Raw genomic sequence first — 17392 nt, forward strand, 5'->3', positions numbered from 1 at the left:
CCGATTATGCCCCAAGTGCCAGCCCCGAGTGTTTCACCGCCGGTTTTTTAATCAAATGTGCCAGGGAGCATCACTCCGATGAATGTCAGTCCAACCTACCGCTCGCGTTTGCAGGTCGCCACATTGTTGGTGTTCGCCACCTTGCTGACCGCGTGCGGCATCAACAACATCCCGACCCTCGACGAGCAGGCCAAAGCGGCGTGGGGCCAGGTGCAGAACCAGTACCAGCGCCGCGCCGACCTGATTCCCAATCTGGTGGAAACGGTGAAGGGCTATGCCAAGCATGAGGAAGAGACCCTGACTGCAGTGATCGAAGCTCGGGCGAAAGCGACTTCGATCCAGGTCGACGCCAGCACCCTCGACAATCCCGAGAAGCTCAAACAGTTCCAGCAGGCGCAGGATCAACTGACCGGCGCGTTGAGCCGTTTGATGGTGGTTTCCGAGCGTTATCCGGATCTGAAGGCCAACCAGAACTTCCTCGCCCTGCAATCGCAGCTTGAGGGCACGGAAAACCGTATTGCCGTGGCGCGCCGCGATTTCATTCTGGCGGTGCAGAAATACAACACCGAGATCCGTACCTTCCCCGGTCGCCTTTGGCACAGCGTGATGTACAGCGACCTGCCGATCCGCGAAACCTTCGAAGCCACCACTCCCGGCGCAGAAAAAGCCCCGGAAGTGAAATTCTGAGAAAGCCTGCGTAAGAGCTGCCGCAGGCTGCGATCTTTTGACGTTGGTTTGTAAAAAACAAGATCAAAAGATCGCAGCCTGCGGCAGCTCCTACAGGGGATTGGTGGGGGTAATAGATGCGTGCGTTGAAGATGGGGCTGGTGTTGGTGCTGTGGTTGTTCGCCCTCAGCGCTCGGGCCGAGTTGACGTTTCCGGCGCTGAGCGGGCGGGTGGTGGACGCCGCGCAGATGATCGAGCCGGCGGTGCGCGTGCAACTGGAGCAGCAGTTGCAGGCCCACGAGCAGGCGACCGGCGAGCAATTGGTCGTCGTCACCGTGCCGGATCTGCAGGGCACCACCATCGAGGATTTCGGCGTTCAGCTCGGTCGCCACTGGGCCATCGGCCAGAAAGACAAGAACAACGGCGCGCTGCTGATCGTCGCGCGCGATGAGCGCAAACTGCGCATTGAAGTCGGTTATGGCCTTGAAGACCGGCTGACCGATGCGCAGACGTCGGTGATCATCCATCAAGTCATCACGCCGGCATTCAAGACCGGCAATTTTAGCAAAGGCATCAGCGATGGCGTCGCGGCAATGCTGGTGGTGCTGGGCGGTAATCCACTGGACGAGCCGTCGACAGTGTATGAATCCAGCGGCGACCCTTCCGACGATTTCATTTCGCGGCACCCGGCGTTGTTCGTTTTTCTGGTGATGTTGTTCATCCTGACGGTGTTTGTCTGCCAGATGCTCGGTATCCTTCCCGCCGGCCGTGGCGGCTCCGGGGGCGGTGGAGGTTTCGGCGGAGGCGGTTTTGGCGGCGGCGGTGGAGGTGGCGGCTTCAGCGGTGGCGGGGGCAGCTTCGGCGGCGGCGGTTCATCCGGCGGCTGGTGACATTAAAAGAATAATGAGCAGGCACTTTTCGACATGGCATTACTGACTGAACACGAACAACGCAAAGTCGCCGAGGCAATTGCCCGGGTCGAGCGCGACACCGATGCCGAACTGGTGACAGTGCTGGCAGCCCGCGCCGACGACTACGCTTACATCCCGCTGCTGTGGGCGAGTTTGCTGGCGCTGGTGGTGCCCGGCGTCGTGCATTACCTGACCGGCTGGCTGACCATGCACAGTCTGCTGCTGGTGCAGTGGGGCGCGTTTATCGTGTTGTGCCTGCTGTTTCGTTTGCCGAAAATCACCACGCATTTGATCCCGCGTCGCGTGCGCCATTGGCGGGCGTCGAACCTGGCGCGGCGACAGTTTCTCGAGCAGAACCTGCATCACACGGTGGGCAGCACCGGCATGCTGATTTTTGTCTGCGAGGCGGAGCGGTATGTGGAGATTCTGGTGGATGAGGGGATTTCCAGTCGGCTGGACAACAAGAGTTGGGATTCGATCGTGGCGGCGTTTACCGAGCAGGTGCGGCAGGGGCGTACGCTTGAGGGGTTTGTGACGTGTATCGAGGCCTGTGGTGAATTGCTCAAAGTGCATGTGCCGGTGACGCAAGTGCGCAACGAATTGCCCAATCGGTTGGTGGTGTTGGCCTAGATCAAAAGATCGCAGCCTTCGGCAGCTCCTACATTGGCCTGTGTAGGAGCTGCCGAAGGCTGCGATCTTTTGATTTGTGCCGTTGGGTAAATAAGAGCGTGTCCCCGACCGACATCCCCCCTAAAATACCCGCCATTCCCGATTTCGCCCGTCCGAGGCCGCTTTTCCATGTCCGTTACCGCGCCGTCCACCAAGCCTGCACCCGATCACCACGCCCAGTTCATCGAGCTGCTGCAGACCAGCCTCGAGCAGAACGGCTTCATCAAACTGGTGCTGGCCAAATACGTCGGTGAAGAAGCGGATCTGCAACGGATCATCATCAAAGCGGTGACGGTCAAGGCGCAGCCAAACCTGTCCTTCGTCTATCGCTACAAGACCCGTGACATCACCAAGAACCTGCCGCTGAGCGAAGGTGTGGCGACGATTGCCGCGCTGTTGCCAGCTTCGTTCAAAAATGCGCATTTGCTCGCCGTGACCGATGAAGCTCAGCTCGAATACAGCAAAAAGGGCAAGAGTTCGCTGTTCAAGAGCAAACCCCAGCAATTGCGTGAAGCGCCTTCCGCCGAGCACAACCGCGAGAAAAACCGCTTTCTGGAGTTGAGCCGCCCGTTCCTCAAGGATCTCGGCGTGACCAACGCGCAGCTTGAGCTGATCCCGGCGATGTCGCGCAAGTGGAAGCAGATCAACAAATTCATCGAAGTCTTCAGCCATGCCCTGACCTCGTCGCCGCTGGCGCTGGACAAACCGGTGCGGGTCGCCGATTTCGGTTCGGGCAAGGGTTACCTGACCTTTGCGATTCACGATTACCTGCGCAACACCTTGAAGGCCGAGGGCGAAGTCACCGGCGTCGAGCTGCGCGAAGAGATGGTCAACCTGTGCAACGCGGCGGCGGCGAAGCTCGATCATCCGGGCCTGGTGTTCAAGTGCGGTGATGTGCGCAGCGTGGCGCCGAGCGAGCTGGACGTGATGATTGCCCTGCATGCCTGCGACATCGCTACCGACTACGCGATCCACACCGGCATTCGTTCGGGCGCCTCGATCATCATGTGCTCGCCGTGCTGCCATAAACAGATCCGCCTGCAAATCCAGAGCCCGGCGCTGCTCAAACCGATGCTGCAATACGGTCTGCACCTCGGTCAGCAGGCGGAAATGGTCACTGACAGTTTGCGTGCGTTGTTCCTTGAGGCCTGCGGCTACGAGACCAAAGTGTTCGAGTTCATCTCGCTCGATCACACCAACAAGAACAAGATGATCCTCGCGGTAAAACGCGCCGAGCCGGTCGACCCGGCGCAACTGCTGCTGAAGATTGCCGAGTTGAAAGCCTTCTACCAGATCAGCGAACACTGCCTGGAAACCCTGCTGCGCGCCGACGGTTACCTTTGATCGTGTGGGAGCGGGCTTGCTCGCGAAGGCGTCGGATCAGTCACCATGTGTGGTGAATGTTGAACCGCATTCGCGCGCAAGCCCGCTCCCACATTTGGTTTGATGGTGGTTTTGCGACCGAGCATGACCGTCGCAATCACCCCGCAGGCAAACACCCAGGTGATCGGCTCGACATGTTCACCAAAGAACAGCGCCGAAAACGCGATGGTGAAGAGAATCTGCAACAACTGGATCTGACTGACCCGGGCAATGCCGCCCATGGCCAACCCGGCGTACCAGGCAAAAAAACCGAGAAACTGCGAAAACAACGCCACATAGCCAAACGCCCACCAGGTTTTTGCCGATACCGCGCCCTGATGTTGCAGCGCCAGATACAACACCGGGCCGATCAGTAGCGGCGTCGACAGCACCAGCGCCCAGCAGATCACCTGCCAACCGCCCATCTCCTTGGCCAACCGGCCGCCCTCGGCATAGCCCAGACCGCCCACGGCAATCGCGCCGAGCATCAGCAGATCACCGGCCTGAATGCTGCCGGCCCCGGTGTACAGCGCATAGCCGAGCACCAGCGCGCTACCCAGCGCCGCGCAGGCCCAGAAGGCTTTCGACGGCCGCTCATGAGACAGCCACGCCGCATACAGCGCCACGCACAAAGGCTGCAAGCCATTGACCAGCGCACCGTGAGACGCCGGCAACGTTTGCATGGCCCACGCCGACAACACCGGGAAACCCAGAATCACCCCGACGATCACCAGGCTCAAGCCTTTGACTTGCTGCCATGTCGGCCATTTTTCGCGACGCCACAACAACAACAGCGCCGCCGGAATCGCCGCGAACAACGCGCGACCGAGACCGTTGAGCAGCGGATGCAGTTCCTGCACGACGATGCGGGTGAAGGGCAGAGTGAGGCTGAAAATCACCACGCCAAGCAGGCCGAGGGCCATGCCGGTGTTTTCGCGAGAGGACATGATGGGGGACCGGAATCGAAGGAGTTTGGGAATGACCTTCATAAAGCCATAAACCGGGCTCTAGCGGCTGTTACAGCTAGGCACAGACTTATCCGTACAGTTGCGGGTAATCCCCGCAACGCAGGAGCTGCCGCAGGCTGCGATCTTTTGATGTTGTTTTCAAGGGCAAAGTCAAAAGATCGCAGCCTGCGGCAGCTCCTACAGGTGATGAGTGTAGTAGTCAGTTATTACCTGGCCCGCTGGATTAGGTCTACCTTGAATACTCCCAAGCATTTCCCAGAGGAGTCCTCCCCCATGGCCGCGAAAAAAATCCTGATGCTGGTCGGCGATTACGTCGAAGACTACGAAGTGATGGTGCCGTTCCAGGCCCTGCAAATGGTCGGTCACAGCGTCCACGCCGTGTGCCCGGACAAGGCCGCCGGGCAGACCGTGCGCACCGCGATCCATGACTTCGAAGGCGACCAGACCTACAGCGAGAAACCCGGTCACCTGTTCGCGCTCAATTTCGACTTCGCCAAGGCCCGCGAAGCCGACTACGACGCGCTGCTGATCCCCGGCGGACGTGCGCCGGAATATCTGCGCCTCAACGAAAAAGTCCTCGATCTGGTACGCGCTTTCGACAAGGCCGGCAAACCCATCGCGGCGGTCTGCCACGGTGCGCAACTGCTGGCAGCGGCGGGCGTGCTCGAAGGTCGCGAATGCAGCGCCTATCCGGCCTGTGCTCCGGAAGTGCGACTGGCGGGCGGTACGTACATCGATATCGCGGTGACGGAAGGCCACGTTCAAGGCAATCTGGCCACTGCTCCGGCATGGCCGGCGCATCCGAACTGGCTGGCCGGTTTCCTTGGCCTGCTTGGCACCAAAATTACTTTGTAACGAGGATTCGCCAATGTGCGAGCTCTACGTCAAGGCCGATCCGATTCTCTACGAATCGCGCTCCCGTTCGCTGCGTATCTGCGGAGTGGTGACGACGCTGCGCCTGGAAAATCAGTTCTGGGACATCCTCAGCGAAATCGCCGAAGTCGATGGCATGACCACCAATCAATTGATCGCCAAGCTGTATGAAGAGGTGATGGATTATCGTGGCGAGGTGGTGAATTTTGCCTCGTTTTTGCGGGTGAGTTGTACGCGGTATCTGTCGCAGCGACGGGTGAGTGCGCCGGAGTTGTCGGTGGTGCGGGCGGTGGTGAAATAGCCGATTGCGGGTTGAACCCTTCGCGAGCAAGCCCGCTCCCACATTGGGTACTGAGTGTTCACCAAGGTTGTGTTCACTGGAGATCCAATGTGGGAGTCCCTGCTGGCGAAGGGGCCGGTACAGGCGACAGATGTTCTGGACTGGTCTTTACTCTGAAGCGCGAAATCTCTTAATCGCCCAGGAGAAACGAGCATGTCCGGATGGTACGAAGTGAGTAAAAGCAGCAACGGTCAGTTCAGGTTTGTGCTGAAGGCCGCCAACGCCGAAACCATTCTCACCAGCGAGCTCTACACCACCCGCGCGGCAGCCGACAACGGCATTGCCTCGGTGCAGACCAACAGCCCGCTGGATGAACGCTACGAGAAAAAGACCACCAAGGATGGCCATCCGTACTTCAACCTCAAGGCCGCCAACCACCAGATCATCGGCAGCAGCGAGTCGTATTCCACGGACGCCGCGTGTGCCAAAGGCATCGCCAGCGTCAAAGCCAACGGGCCGAGCAAAGTGATCAAGGACAAAACGTTGCCAGTCCTCTGAAATCGCCACATCCCCCTGTAGGAGCTGCGGCACGCTGCGATCTTTTGATCTGGGTTGTACAGATCAGGATCAAAAGATCGCAGCCTCGTTGCACTCGACAGCTCCTACAGGGTTTTGTGTGTTGCCTGTGGATTAGCTCAGGGTTTTCAGGATTGTCTGGAGTTGACCCCGACCGGCTTCACTGAGCGGGAACACCGGCAAGCGTGGATCGCCCACCTCCAGCCCGGTATCGCGCAACCCGGCCTTGATCGTCGCCGGCAATCCTCCCTTGAGGATGAAGTCCAGCAGCGGCAATTGGCGATAGAACAAATCCCGCGCCCGGTCGAGATCGCCCGCCATGGCCGCTTCGTACAGATCCAGATTCAACCGCGGGATAAGGTTCGGCGCTGCGGTGCACCAGCCTTTCGCCCCGGCCGCGAACGCTTCCAGCGCCAGCGGGTTGCAGCCGTTGTAGAACGGCACCAGACCGTCGCCGAGCAGTTGCAGCTTGTGCATGCGCTGGATGTCGCCGGTGCTCTCCTTGACCATGGTCACATTTTCCACGCCATTGACGATGCGCAGAATCAACTCGACCGACATGTCGGTGCCGCTGGTGGCCGGGTTGTTGTAGAGCATGATCGGCACGCCGATGCTGTCGCCGATGGCGCGATAGTGGGCGAGGATTTCCGCTTCGGTCAGTTTCCAGTAAGACGCTGGCAGTACCATCACCACATCGGCGCCGTGGGCTTCGGCGAAACGTGCTCGGCGCACGGCTTTAGCGGTGGTCAGGTCGGACACGCTGACGATGGTCGGTACGCGTCTGGCCACGTGCTTGATGCTGAATTCGGCAACCTGATCCCACTCCGCATCGCTCAGATAAGCGCCTTCGCCGGTGCTGCCCAGTGGCGCGATGGCGTGGACGCCGCTGGCGATCAGGCGGTCGATCGATTGGCCGAGTGCCGGCAGATCCAGCCCTTCGCCATTGGCGGTGAACGGGGTGATGGTGTAGCCGATGATGCCGTGAATATTGGACATGGGAATGTCTCCGTAATGGGTTTTCAGTTCAGGCAATCGGCGTGTTGGCGCAGGTTCTGCCGAGCGTAATAGTTGAAGGCGGCAGCGTGGCGTTTAGGCTTCGACACCCAGTCATGGGCTTCGCGGCCCAGCGCCGGAATGATCGGCTTGATCGTGCCGGCCGCCATCGCCAGCAGTTGCAGTTTCGCCGCACGTTCGATCAATTGGGCGATGACGCAGGCCTCCTCGATCGTCGTGCCGGTCGACAACTGGCCGTGGTGCGAGAGCAGGATCGCGCGTTTGTCGCCCAGCGCACCGGCAATCAGTTCGCCTTCCTCGTTACCCACCGGCACCCCCGGCCAGCCTTCGAGAAACGCGCAGTCGTCATACAGCGGGCACAAGTCCATGTGCGAAATTTGCAGCGGCACTTCCAGCATCGACAGCGCGGCAATGTGCGTCGGATGCGTGTGGATGATGCAGTTCACGTCCGGGCGAGCGCGGTACACCCAACTGTGGAAACGGTTGGCCGGGTTGGCCATGCCGTGACCTTCGAGGACTTCCAGGTCTTCGTTGACCAGCAGCAGATTGCTAGCGGTTATTTCGTCGAAACCCAGGCCCAGTTGCTGAGTGTAATAGGTGCCCGGTTGCGGGCCGCGAGCAGTGATTTGTCCGGCCAGACCTAAGTCATGACCGCTCTCGAAAAGAATCCGGCAGGTCAGGGCCAGCTTTTGCCGGTCCGTCCACGTATTATCCGCCAGAGTATTTTGCATCTGGGTCAGCGCTTGCTTGACCAGTTGTTCTTTGGGTAGTGCTAATGTCTTGGCCATGTCTGTGTCCTTTGGGTGATTGCAAATGACACTAAAGAGGCTATATGACACAAAGTGTCATTGGCAAGCACGAATCGTCGCTTCCTTGCTGGAATAACTGCTGCGCATGTCTATCCGTTTGAAATTATTGAGAAAAAAACTTGGCGTTACCCTTGAGGCATTGGCCGAAAAATCCGGCATGACCAAGAGTTATCTGTCGAAAGTCGAGCGCGGGCTGAACACACCGTCGATTGCCGCTGCGTTGAAACTGGCAAAGGCGCTGAACGTGAAGGTCGAGGAATTGTTCTCCGAAGACAACGTCAGCCTCGACAGCTACAGCCTTGTGCGCAGCCACGAGCGTCAGTCACTGGCAGCCAATGACCAGAGCCCGGGTTATGCCGTGCTGGCGCATCAGGTCAGCGAGCGCAACCTGCTGCCATTCATCATCTACCCGCCTGGCGAGTTCACCGACAAGACCTTCAAGGAGCATTTGGGCGAAGAGTTTCTGTTCGTCCACGAAGGGCAGGTGGAAGTGGATTTCATGAGCGAGAAGGTGCTGCTGGAACGCGGCGATGCGCTGCACTTCAATGCCCAGAAGCCGCACCGGATCAGATCGGTGGGGGATGTGCAGGCGCAGTTGCTGGTGGTGGTGCACAGCAGCGAGGAATGAACCTTGAAGTCAAAAGATCGCAGCCTGCGGCAGCTCCTACCTTGACCTCTGTAAGAGCTGCCGCAGGCTGCGATCTTTTGATCTTGCTTCAAACCTCGACCGGCACCGACAGCTTCGTACTGCCCAACGCATGGGTTTTCGCATCAAAAAATCGCAACTCAGCCCCGGTCCCTTCAAACACCTGCGCGTAATGGCGCTTCTGATGCTGAACAAACGCCGCACTGCGCGGATAAATCGAGATCGCCACCGTCGCCGGTTTCGCCAATCGCAGTGCGCGGACAATGTGTGCGTCCTGCTCACCCAGCGCATGGCCGAAGATGCACAGGCTGCCGCCATGCCCCAGCAATTGTTCATAGCAGAACGACAGATAATCGGAGCTGCGAATGCTCTTGAGCTTGTCCGCACTCGGTCCTTCGGTGACGAACAACGGCACGTCATCCAGCGTCTTGAGGGTGTTGTTGATTGCAAAACTGCCGAGCAGCGTGCCCTCGGTCGAGGTCAGTTTGCGTGCGGTACCGTCCTGATTGCGCACCAGGTGCAGACCGCCGTGCAGGTAGAGTAAACGCGGTTTGTCGGTCGCACTTTCGGCCAGATCGAAGCTGGCATTCGGGCCGTTGAACAGATCGTCGATGGCCTCGCTTCGGTGCTGTAGAGCCCAATAGTTGAGCAAGTCGTAATTGGTCGTAAACACTGTGCGATAGCGCGCCAGTTCTTCATTCAGCGCCGCCAGCGTTGCAGGCTTAACCAGCCGCCATGGAATGTGGACGGCGTGCACGGTATTGATCAGCGCTTCCTTGATCGCGTAATAGCGGTTGCGCGGCGCCGCCGAACTGACGGCCAGGGCCTTGTTGACCCGGCTGGTGGTTTTCAGCGCGCCGAGCACCTGCTCGAAGCTGCGCGTTTGCATTGCGTCGAACACCGCCAGTTCGGAGGCACTGAGCGGTTTCTCTTCCACGGTACGGGCATTTTCGAACAGCGAATCGTAGCCGAAGTCGTCCCACACGGCGCGGCTGGCGCCATTGCCCACCAGCAAACCCTCGAAGTCGGTCGCGGTGCGCAGGGCGCTCCAGTCTTCGAGGGTGGCGTCGACATCCAGAAAATCGGTCATTGCGCAGGTGTCTCAAAACAAAGGGGCTGATGGGCGGCGACTTTATCACGAGCGGGCATTGAGCCAGATCAACATCGTCCCTGACCGATCGGTCGATCCTGTGTGCATCCGTCGGATCGGAGCAGTCGATTCGGCCCCAGTCAGGAGACGCACGATGAGCAGCACCTTTTTCATTCCGGCGGTCAACATCATGGGCAATGGTTGCCTCGACGAAGCCATGGTCGCGATCCGCAACTACGGTTTTCGCAAGGCGCTGATCGTCACCGACAGCGGCCTGGCCAAGGCTGGTGTCGCCAGCATGCTGGCCGAGAAATTGGCGATGCAGGACATCGATTCGGTGATCTTCGATGGCGCCAAACCGAACCCGAGCATCGCCAACGTCGAATCCGGTCTGGGCTTGCTCAAGGAAAGCCGCTGCGATTTCGTCGTGTCCCTCGGCGGCGGCTCGCCCCATGACTGCGCCAAGGGCATTGCCCTGTGTGCGACCAACGGTGGGCAGATCGGCGATTACGAAGGTGTCGATCAATCGAGCAAGCCACAACTGCCGCTGATCGCCATCAACACCACCGCCGGCACCGCCAGCGAGATGACCCGGTTCTGCATCATCACCGACGAATCGCGGCATGTGAAAATGGCCATTGTCGACCGGAACGTCACGCCACTGCTGTCGGTCAACGACCCGGAGCTGATGGTCGCCATGCCAAAAAGCCTGACCGCCGCCACGGGCATGGACGCGCTGACCCATGCCATCGAAGCCTACGTCTCGACTGCCGCCAACCCGATCACCGACGCCTGTGCGCTGAAGGCAATCACCTTGATCAGCAACAACCTGCGCCTGGCGGTGCGCGACGGCAGTGACCTCGCGGCGCGGGAGAACATGGCCTACGCGCAGTTCCTCGCCGGCATGGCGTTCAACAACGCATCACTCGGTTACGTGCACGCGATGGCGCATCAACTGGGCGGTTATTACGACTTGCCCCATGGTGTGTGCAACGCCGTGCTGCTCCCGCATGTGCAGACCTTCAATGCACTGGTGTGCGCCGATCGCCTGACCGATGTCGCTCACGCGATGGGCGCGGACATTCGCGGCTTCAGCCCGGAAGAGGGCGCACAAGCCGCGATCAGCGCCATTCGCTGTCTGGCCAAGGACATCGAGATCCCCGGCGGTCTGCGCGAACTCGGCGCCAGACTCACCGACATCCCGATTCTCGCTACCAATGCCCTGAAAGACGCTTGCGGGCTGACCAATCCTCGCGCGGCGGATCAACGTCAGATCGAGGAAATTTTCCGTAACGCGTTTTAAGTGGCTCCCCGCGTCGGTGCGCATCTCGTGCAAAGCATCGCACCGAGCGCCAGCAGCAGGCACAACAGCGACAATGGCCACGCTTGCGGACTGGCGATCAGGCTGGCAATGGCGGCGATGATCGCCGCCATCAGTTGGTGAATGAAACCGCTCAACGCCATCGCATAGGCTCCCGCAATCGGTGCGCCATCGTTGGCCAGCGACAGGCTGATCGGGTAGTTCAGTGACTGCCCGAAAACCGCCACGCAGTATGGCAACCAGAACAGCAGCGCCAGCGAACTTGCCGTCAGGCTGCCCAGCAGCATCACCGTACAACCAGCCGTCACCAGGCCCACGCCCAGCGTCATCAACCAGCGCTGACCGGTACGCAAAACCAAGCGATTGACTGCCAGTGCGCCGAGAAAATACGCCAGGCTGATCGGCCAGCCCAACAGGCCATATTCCACCGTCGACCACCCGAACGGCCCTTGCAGAATCAGCGGCGCGGCGGTGTTGAAAGCGATGATCACGCCGTAGCCCAAACCCCCGGCGAGTGCCGGCAGCAGAAAGGCCGGATGGCGCAGAATCTGCCGGTAAACCGCCCAGGATGAGCTAGTGACCGGTCCGTCGAGCAGGGGCGGAAACTCGATCCGCGACACCACCGCAGCCATCAACAGAGAGGATGCTCCGAGAAGATAGAAGATCGCCTGCCATCCCAGAATCAGCTGAATGACCGACCCCAGATACTGTCCGATACCCAGCGCTACGACGAACGAAATCGAAATCCACGACAGTGCCTTGGCCAGTTGCTCGCCGCGAAAACTGTCGCGGATCAACACTCGCGCCATCACCGAAATCCCACTGGCACCGACACCCTGCAGCAGTCGCAGCGCGAGAAACGATTCCAGCGTCGAACCCGCTGGTAACGCGAGGTTTGCCAGGCCGTAAATACCCAGCGCTGCCAGCAACACCGGTTTGCGTCCAATGCGTTGCGCCAGGCTGCCCCAGAACAACATGGGCAAGGCCATGCCGATCAGGTACAGCGACAGCCCCCAGGCTACTTGCGCAGGTTGCGCCTGCAGATCGCGGGCAATTTCCGGCAGCGCCGGTAAATAAATGCTCATGCCCAACTGCGCGAGGAAAACCGTGCAGCAAGTGATGAGGAGCGTGACGCTGGCGTTCATGGGGCGTCCCTGGTTTTATTTGTCGAGGTCGCAGCGGTGCGTGCGCAACAGTTCGCTGACCGCTGTGCAGAAACTGCGGATCAGCGGTGCCGGCATGTCGGCGCGCAAGGTGATTCTGATCGCCGCTTGGCCTTGCGCCACGACCGGGAAAAACACCGCGCTGGTGAAGTAGCCCAGTTCGGCCAGCTCAATGGCGATTTTGTTGGCGATGGCGGCTTCACCGCAATGGATCAGGCGGATGGCCATGTTGCTGCCGTACTGGTGCGTGCGGATCAGGCTGTCGAACAGCTGGATGTTAGCCTGAAGCTGTTTCTGCAAGGTGCTGAAAGCCTCGGTGCGATGTAAGCCGATGGCCGCTCGGCCGGCGCCGATGGCCGCGCAGTTAAGGCTTTGCGACCAGTTGCTCGGGCCACCGTAACGCTGCACAAGAGTCTTCTGTCGCGAGTTGCCAAACATCACCAGGCCACCGCTGGCGCCAAAGGATTTCGCCAGTGAAGCGACGATCAGACAGTCGTCCTCCAGCGCCTGAAGCGTGGGGCGCACCAGCCCGGCACCGTTCTCACCGACAGCGGACAATGCGTGCGAATCATCCAGGTAGAGAAACAAACCGTAGCGATCCTTGAGGTACAGCAGGGCGTCCATGTTTGTCACCCCACCCATGCTGTAGGCGCCGTCGGCAATGTAGGCGACGGTGGCATGCCGCTGACAGATCGACTCGAGAAAATCCATGTCGTTGTGCGGGCAGGTCAGCACTTTGGTTTCATCGGCGCAACTGGCCTTCAGATGATGCATCGAGTAATGCGCCAGGCGATCAAAGACCATCACCGGTGGACGATTTTGCGTGAACACGCCACTGGCCAGCAACGGCAGCACCCCGGCACTCGCAGCGCTGCACGACAGGCTGCTCAGGCACACCGCGCCGAACAACTGCGACAGCTCGCTTTCGTACTGCTCCAGAATCGCCAGTTTGCAGCGGTTACGCGAGTTGGCAACACGCAGTGAACCGGTTTCGCGCAAGGCTGCCATCGCTCCTTCGAGCAAGGCCGGATGATGATCCAGGCCCAGATAGGAAGTGGTGCAGAAGTGATGAAAGCTGCGCCCGTGTTGATCGAGCAGCAGGTTGGGGCTGTCGACTGCGACATTCAGCCCGGCGATCTTTCCGGCCTCGGCAATTTCCCAATCGTGATCGGCCAATGCGATGACCTTGCGGTAATTGGAAAAGGTGTGGGTGGTGAAGGACGTGTGATTCATCGATGACATTCCTTGAGTGTTGCGATCCATGGGGCGTTGCAAGCTGCGTGTGTTGCCAGACTTTACCGAGACTTGTGTCAGGCAAGAATCGGGCGTTTCCGCTATTGCTGAGGGCTGGCGGAGTTTTGTTTGTAGGGCGAAACCCTGAAAGTCCGACTAGCAATCCCCCGTCTGACTTGGGCGAAAATCGGACAATCTCTAAGTGGCTAAAAAGATCGCCGCCTTCCCACCGATTAATGTAGGAGCTGCCGAAGGCTGCGATCTTTTGATCTTCACTGTGGCACCAAAACCCTGCCAGCCGATTGGCCAAACTGAATCAACACCACCCCCGCAATCAACAAAAGCGCGCCCGACACTCGCGACACCGTTAGCTGTTTCTCCACCGGCCCAAACAAGCCAAAGTGATCCAGCACCATCGAGGCAATCACCTGCCCGGCCAACGCCAGCGCCACAAACCCCGATGCTCCAAGCTTCGGCAGCAGCACCACCGCCAACGCCACAAAACACACGCCAAATGCGCCGCCCGCCCACATCCACAAGGGCGCTTTGCTGATAAACGCCATAGACGGCAACGGCAAACGCAACGCCAGGATCACCGGCAACAACACCAAAACGCTCACCAGCAACGACGCCAACGTCGCCCACAACGGATGCCCCAACCCTCGCGCCAGATTGCTGTTGATCGCGCTCTGAAACGGCACCACCGCGCCGGCAAACGCGGCCAGCGCCAACAAACCGGCCCACTGCAACGTACTCATGGTCAAACTCCAACAGGTTTTGCTGGACTCTAGAGTATTCGTCGCGCAGATTTAAATTCCGTTTCTTCATCCAGAACATGCATCAGATGAATGATCTGCGCCGTATCGATCTCAACTTGCTGGTGATCCTCGACGCCCTGCTCAATGAGCAACACGTCACCCGCGCCGCCGAACGCCTGCACCTGAGCCAGCCGGCGGTCAGTCATGCGCTGGCACGCTTGCGCGATCTGCTCGGTGATCCGCTGTTGGTGCGGGCTGGCGCATCTCTGGTGCCGACCGCGCGCGCACTGGAACTGGTCGCGCCGCTGGCAGAAGCACTGGCCCAAGTGCAATCGCTGCTGGCGCCAAATGCCTTCGATCCGGCCAGCGCACGTCGGACGTTTCGCGTGGCGATGTCGGATTACGGCGCGGCAATTATTCTGCCTACGCTGATTCGCACCTTGCGTCGTGAGGCGCCCGGCATCGATTTGCAAGTCAGCCACGCCAGCCGCGAAGGCATGCTTGAAGGCGTGCTCAACGGCGATATCGACGTCGCTGCCGGGGTCTTTCCGGAAATGCCCAACGAACTTCGCAATTCGGTGCTGTTTGAAGAACGCTACGTCTGCCTGCTGGATCGCCAGACGCTGCCGGCCAACGGTGTGCTGGATTTGCCGAGCTACCTGTCGCGGCCGCACGTATTGCTGGAAATGCGCGGCAGCGGCACACCGGAAATCGAGCGCGCCTTGACGTCTCTGCGTGAGCGCCGCCGCGTCGCGATCAGCCTGCCGCACTGGAACGTCGCGCCGCAGTTCATCAGTGGCACGGATCTGATTTTGACGGTGTCGTCGAGAAGTGTGCGGGAAATTGAACAGGGGGAATTGATCGTGGTGCCGCCACCGTTCGAGATTGCGCCGTTCACGTTTGTTCTGGCGTGGCACAAGCGGCGGGGTGGGGATCAGGCGTTGAACTGGTTGAATCGCAGGATTGAGGAGGGGATGGTGGCAGCGAACTGAGCGTTTTTTCCACGTTTTGGCGGAAGTCGCCGGGTCTGAAAAATGCGCAAAACACGCTGCCTGCCTTGGCGAACTTGGTACGGAATCAGATGGGATGATCTGGAAAAGCCACTCAACGCGAATTGGCATTCCATTTATCAGCGATGGCCTGGACTTCATCAGTAGAAGTGAAATCCCCAGCATCGGCCTCCTTCAGTGCTTGCTGGATATCTTCGACTCGCCAAGCTTCCCGCGCCAGGTATTCACGCAGTGCATCCACAGCCAAGCAAGACTGGCTGCGCCCCGTTGCTTTGGCGAGGTTGGCGAGCGTGTCAGCGATCTCATCTGGGATACGCAGCGACATGAAGGACATGTAGGGCTCGGTGTAATGGTGTGTGATACATGACACTACAGCGTGTTATGAGGAGAGGGCAGCCCCGTTTGTCTTTCGGGTAAGACGAAATGCGTTTTGCGTTGCTGATGATTTGGTTGAAAGGGTCGATACAGCAGGGGATAGTGCGCGGCTGAAAAAGTTTCCAAGGAGCAGCAAATGGCAGTGAAGTCTCGCTGGATCGGTTGTGCGGCACTGTGCGGGTGGTTGCTGGCGGGGCAGGCATTTGCCGAATGCACACCGGCGCCCACGGCGCATGAGATGGATTTCTCCCTCTGCAAGGACTGGCCGGCGCTCCCCGGATTGACGCTAACTGCCGCCGCTCATTTCTCTCCCGATCCGGAGTATGGCGCATCAGGGACTGTGGGTCACTACGACCTGCGTTTGGCCTTGGTGGCGAGTGCAGACTCCAAGCCGTTAGCGAGTTTCCATCAGCCCTCGGCATTCTCTGTGGATGCCATCGCGCTCGATGAACTGAAATTCGATACTGCCCGCTATAAGCTCGCGCCTGAATTACAGGCCTTTGGTGTTCGAGTGCGGTTCAAAGGCTCTTCCCGTGTGAATCCTCTGGATGAAACCTGGTTGTCGCTGTATGTGAAAGACGGCAACGCGTTGCGTCCGGTAATGGATCGGCTGGTGGTTTATGAATACGGTGGGGAGTGGGATGGCAATTGTGCGGGAGAACGTTACGAGACTTCGCGAACCGTGGCTTTGGCCAGGACCAGCACCCATGGCTATGCCGACCTTATTATCAAAACGACCAGCAGCTCGACCGTTGGCAAGGGTGAGGGTGAGGCGTGCGTATCCAATTCCGTTACGCAAAAACCTGTCTTGACGACACTTCGCTATGACGGCAAAAGCTACGTAATGCCTGAAGATTTCAAAGGCCAGTAAGACAGATACCTTTTATTCAAGGAAGACTGATGATCCCAACAACAGTGATCTTAAAAACAGCGAACTCGCGTAATACATTGCTTGGCACTTTCATCGCAATTGGCCTTTTGACGATGACTGCTCAGGCTCAAGCTCAAGCCGCCTGCGAAGTGAAGAAGTTCGACGGCCACTCCCTCTCGCGCTGCAAGCCGTGGCCAGCGTTCAACGATCAGTCGATCGCGGCGAAATCTTCTTTTCTGTCGGATTCGGGTGACGATGAGATGGGCGTGTTCGATCTGGAACTGGCGCTCGTCAGTTCGACAAGCGGCAAGAGTCTCGCCACCTACGCCAAGCCGGGTGCCTACAATTCCGACGCCATCAGCTTCGACGACCTGACAATCGATACGGCCCGTTATCGCTTGGCTGCTGATGTCCGTGCATTCGGCTTGCGTTCAAAGTTTGCCAGCCACGGCTCTAGAGCCAATCCTTACGCGAAAACCGATCTCGCGTTGTATGTGCGCGAAGGCAACAAGCTGCGTCCGGTACTGGAAGGCTTGGTGATTCGCAAAGAGTTCGGCGAAGGCACGGATGAGTGTGGTACCGAGGACACGCAAATCCGCCGGACTGTCGATATCGGCCCGGTCAGTCATCATGGTTTTGCCGATCTGATCGTCAGCTCGAGTGGCTCGGTATACAAATCTTCCCTGGCGGGCAAAGAGTGCATCTCGAAAACCATCGAGATGAAGAAAACCCGCGTCACCCTGACTTACGATGGTCAGCAATACATCGTCCCCGAAGACCTCAGAGGTTATTGATCC

Annotated in this window: 20 protein-coding genes; 12 read left to right on the forward strand and 8 right to left on the reverse strand. The window is 59.1% G+C overall.

Annotated elements, in window-relative coordinates; all coding sequences use genetic code 11:
- The first annotated feature begins 78 nt into the window (after positions 1 to 78).
- The 4 genes from C2E19_RS08095 to C2E19_RS08110 all read left to right on the forward strand — a co-directional run bounded on the left by C2E19_RS08095 (position 79) and on the right by C2E19_RS08110 (position 3590).
- The gene (locus tag C2E19_RS08095) at positions 79 to 687 is read left to right on the forward strand and encodes a LemA family protein (RefSeq protein ID WP_122591621.1); all 609 of its coding nucleotides are present in this window, start codon (positions 79 to 81) and stop codon (positions 685 to 687) included.
- 116 nt (positions 688 to 803) lie between these two features.
- On the forward strand, positions 804 to 1556 hold the full coding sequence (locus C2E19_RS08100) for a YgcG family protein (protein WP_129390291.1): 753 nt from the start codon (positions 804 to 806) through the stop codon (positions 1554 to 1556).
- 33 nt (positions 1557 to 1589) lie between these two features.
- Positions 1590 to 2207 (forward strand): TPM domain-containing protein, encoded by a 618-nt coding sequence (locus C2E19_RS08105; RefSeq protein WP_129390294.1) that lies wholly within the window; start codon positions 1590 to 1592, stop codon positions 2205 to 2207.
- Positions 2208 to 2375: 168 nt separating this feature from the next.
- On the forward strand, positions 2376 to 3590 hold the full coding sequence (locus C2E19_RS08110) for an SAM-dependent methyltransferase (protein ID WP_129390298.1): 1215 nt from the start codon (positions 2376 to 2378) through the stop codon (positions 3588 to 3590).
- On the opposite strand, the gene C2E19_RS08115 is transcribed toward C2E19_RS08110, so the two are convergent.
- On the reverse strand, positions 3581 to 4555 hold the full coding sequence (locus C2E19_RS08115; RefSeq protein WP_129390301.1) for a DMT family transporter: 975 nt from the start codon (positions 4553 to 4555) through the stop codon (positions 3581 to 3583). The two genes, C2E19_RS08110 and C2E19_RS08115, sit on opposite strands and share 10 nt — an antisense overlap.
- Before the next feature lie 294 nt (positions 4556 to 4849).
- Here C2E19_RS08115 and C2E19_RS08120 point away from each other — a divergent pair, with 294 nt between their 5' ends.
- From C2E19_RS08120 to C2E19_RS08130, 3 genes are all read left to right on the forward strand, one after another.
- Entirely contained in the window at positions 4850 to 5431 is a 582-nt protein-coding gene (locus C2E19_RS08120) for a DJ-1/PfpI family protein (RefSeq protein WP_129390304.1), read from the forward strand.
- A 13-nt stretch (positions 5432 to 5444) separates the two neighbouring features.
- Positions 5445 to 5750, forward strand: a complete 306-nt coding sequence (locus C2E19_RS08125) for a ribbon-helix-helix domain-containing protein (protein WP_016982789.1) — start codon at positions 5445 to 5447, stop codon at positions 5748 to 5750.
- Between the two features lie 192 nt (positions 5751 to 5942).
- Entirely contained in the window at positions 5943 to 6287 is a 345-nt protein-coding gene (locus C2E19_RS08130) for a YegP family protein (protein ID WP_025110712.1), read from the forward strand.
- 132 nt (positions 6288 to 6419) lie between these two features.
- Here the strand turns inward: C2E19_RS08130 and C2E19_RS08135 are convergent, their stop codons facing one another.
- Both C2E19_RS08135 and C2E19_RS08140 read right to left on the reverse strand, forming a co-directional pair.
- On the reverse strand, positions 6420 to 7301 hold the full coding sequence (locus tag C2E19_RS08135) for a dihydrodipicolinate synthase family protein (RefSeq protein WP_129390307.1): 882 nt from the start codon (positions 7299 to 7301) through the stop codon (positions 6420 to 6422).
- A gap of 23 nt (positions 7302 to 7324) precedes the next feature.
- Positions 7325 to 8107 carry an aldolase gene (locus C2E19_RS08140; RefSeq protein WP_129390310.1) on the reverse strand — a complete coding sequence of 261 codons (783 nt, stop codon included), beginning with the start codon at positions 8105 to 8107 and terminating at the stop codon, positions 7325 to 7327.
- 106 nt (positions 8108 to 8213) lie between these two features.
- Here C2E19_RS08140 and C2E19_RS08145 point away from each other — a divergent pair, with 106 nt between their 5' ends.
- The gene (locus tag C2E19_RS08145) at positions 8214 to 8756 is read left to right on the forward strand and encodes a helix-turn-helix domain-containing protein (RefSeq protein WP_129390313.1); all 543 of its coding nucleotides are present in this window, start codon (positions 8214 to 8216) and stop codon (positions 8754 to 8756) included.
- 88 nt (positions 8757 to 8844) lie between these two features.
- Here the strand turns inward: C2E19_RS08145 and C2E19_RS08150 are convergent, their stop codons facing one another.
- Positions 8845 to 9864, reverse strand: coding sequence for a DUF4917 family protein (locus C2E19_RS08150; RefSeq protein ID WP_129390316.1), 1020 nt, complete (start codon positions 9862 to 9864; stop codon positions 8845 to 8847).
- Between the two features lie 154 nt (positions 9865 to 10018).
- On the opposite strand from C2E19_RS08150, the gene yiaY reads away from it, so the two are divergent.
- A complete protein-coding gene (gene yiaY / locus C2E19_RS08155; protein ID WP_129390318.1) occupies positions 10019 to 11167 on the forward strand; it encodes an L-threonine dehydrogenase in 1149 nt (382 codons plus the stop codon).
- Here yiaY and C2E19_RS08160 read toward each other — a convergent pair.
- From C2E19_RS08160 to C2E19_RS08170, 3 genes are all read right to left on the reverse strand, one after another.
- Complete coding sequence (locus tag C2E19_RS08160) at positions 11164 to 12330, reverse strand: MFS transporter (RefSeq protein WP_129390321.1); 1167 nt, start codon at positions 12328 to 12330, stop codon at positions 11164 to 11166. The genes yiaY and C2E19_RS08160 overlap by 4 nt on opposite strands.
- A gap of 15 nt (positions 12331 to 12345) precedes the next feature.
- On the reverse strand, positions 12346 to 13581 hold the full coding sequence (locus C2E19_RS08165; protein ID WP_129390324.1) for an aminotransferase class I/II-fold pyridoxal phosphate-dependent enzyme: 1236 nt from the start codon (positions 13579 to 13581) through the stop codon (positions 12346 to 12348).
- 272 nt (positions 13582 to 13853) lie between these two features.
- Positions 13854 to 14339 (reverse strand): DMT family transporter, encoded by a 486-nt coding sequence (locus C2E19_RS08170; RefSeq protein WP_129390327.1) that lies wholly within the window; start codon positions 14337 to 14339, stop codon positions 13854 to 13856.
- A 77-nt stretch (positions 14340 to 14416) separates the two neighbouring features.
- On the opposite strand from C2E19_RS08170, the gene C2E19_RS08175 reads away from it, so the two are divergent.
- Positions 14417 to 15331, forward strand: a complete 915-nt coding sequence (locus tag C2E19_RS08175; protein ID WP_174823931.1) for a LysR substrate-binding domain-containing protein — start codon at positions 14417 to 14419, stop codon at positions 15329 to 15331.
- Between the two features lie 112 nt (positions 15332 to 15443).
- Here C2E19_RS08175 and C2E19_RS08180 read toward each other — a convergent pair whose 3' ends face one another.
- The gene (locus C2E19_RS08180) at positions 15444 to 15683 is read right to left on the reverse strand and encodes a CopG family ribbon-helix-helix protein (protein WP_129390333.1); all 240 of its coding nucleotides are present in this window, start codon (positions 15681 to 15683) and stop codon (positions 15444 to 15446) included.
- A gap of 177 nt (positions 15684 to 15860) precedes the next feature.
- Between C2E19_RS08180 and C2E19_RS08185 the strand changes: the two genes are divergently transcribed.
- Positions 15861 to 16595, forward strand: coding sequence for a hypothetical protein (locus C2E19_RS08185; protein WP_129390336.1), 735 nt, complete (start codon positions 15861 to 15863; stop codon positions 16593 to 16595).
- Between the two features lie 29 nt (positions 16596 to 16624).
- Positions 16625 to 17389: a hypothetical protein gene (locus tag C2E19_RS08190; protein ID WP_372238465.1), complete on the forward strand. Its 765-nt coding sequence runs from the start codon at positions 16625 to 16627 to the stop codon at positions 17387 to 17389.
- Positions 17390 to 17392: the final 3 nt, after the last annotated feature.

The organism is Pseudomonas sp. DTU12.3, assembly GCF_004124275.1.
GTDB classification, from domain to species: Bacteria; Pseudomonadota; Gammaproteobacteria; order Pseudomonadales; family Pseudomonadaceae; genus Aquipseudomonas; species Aquipseudomonas helmanticensis.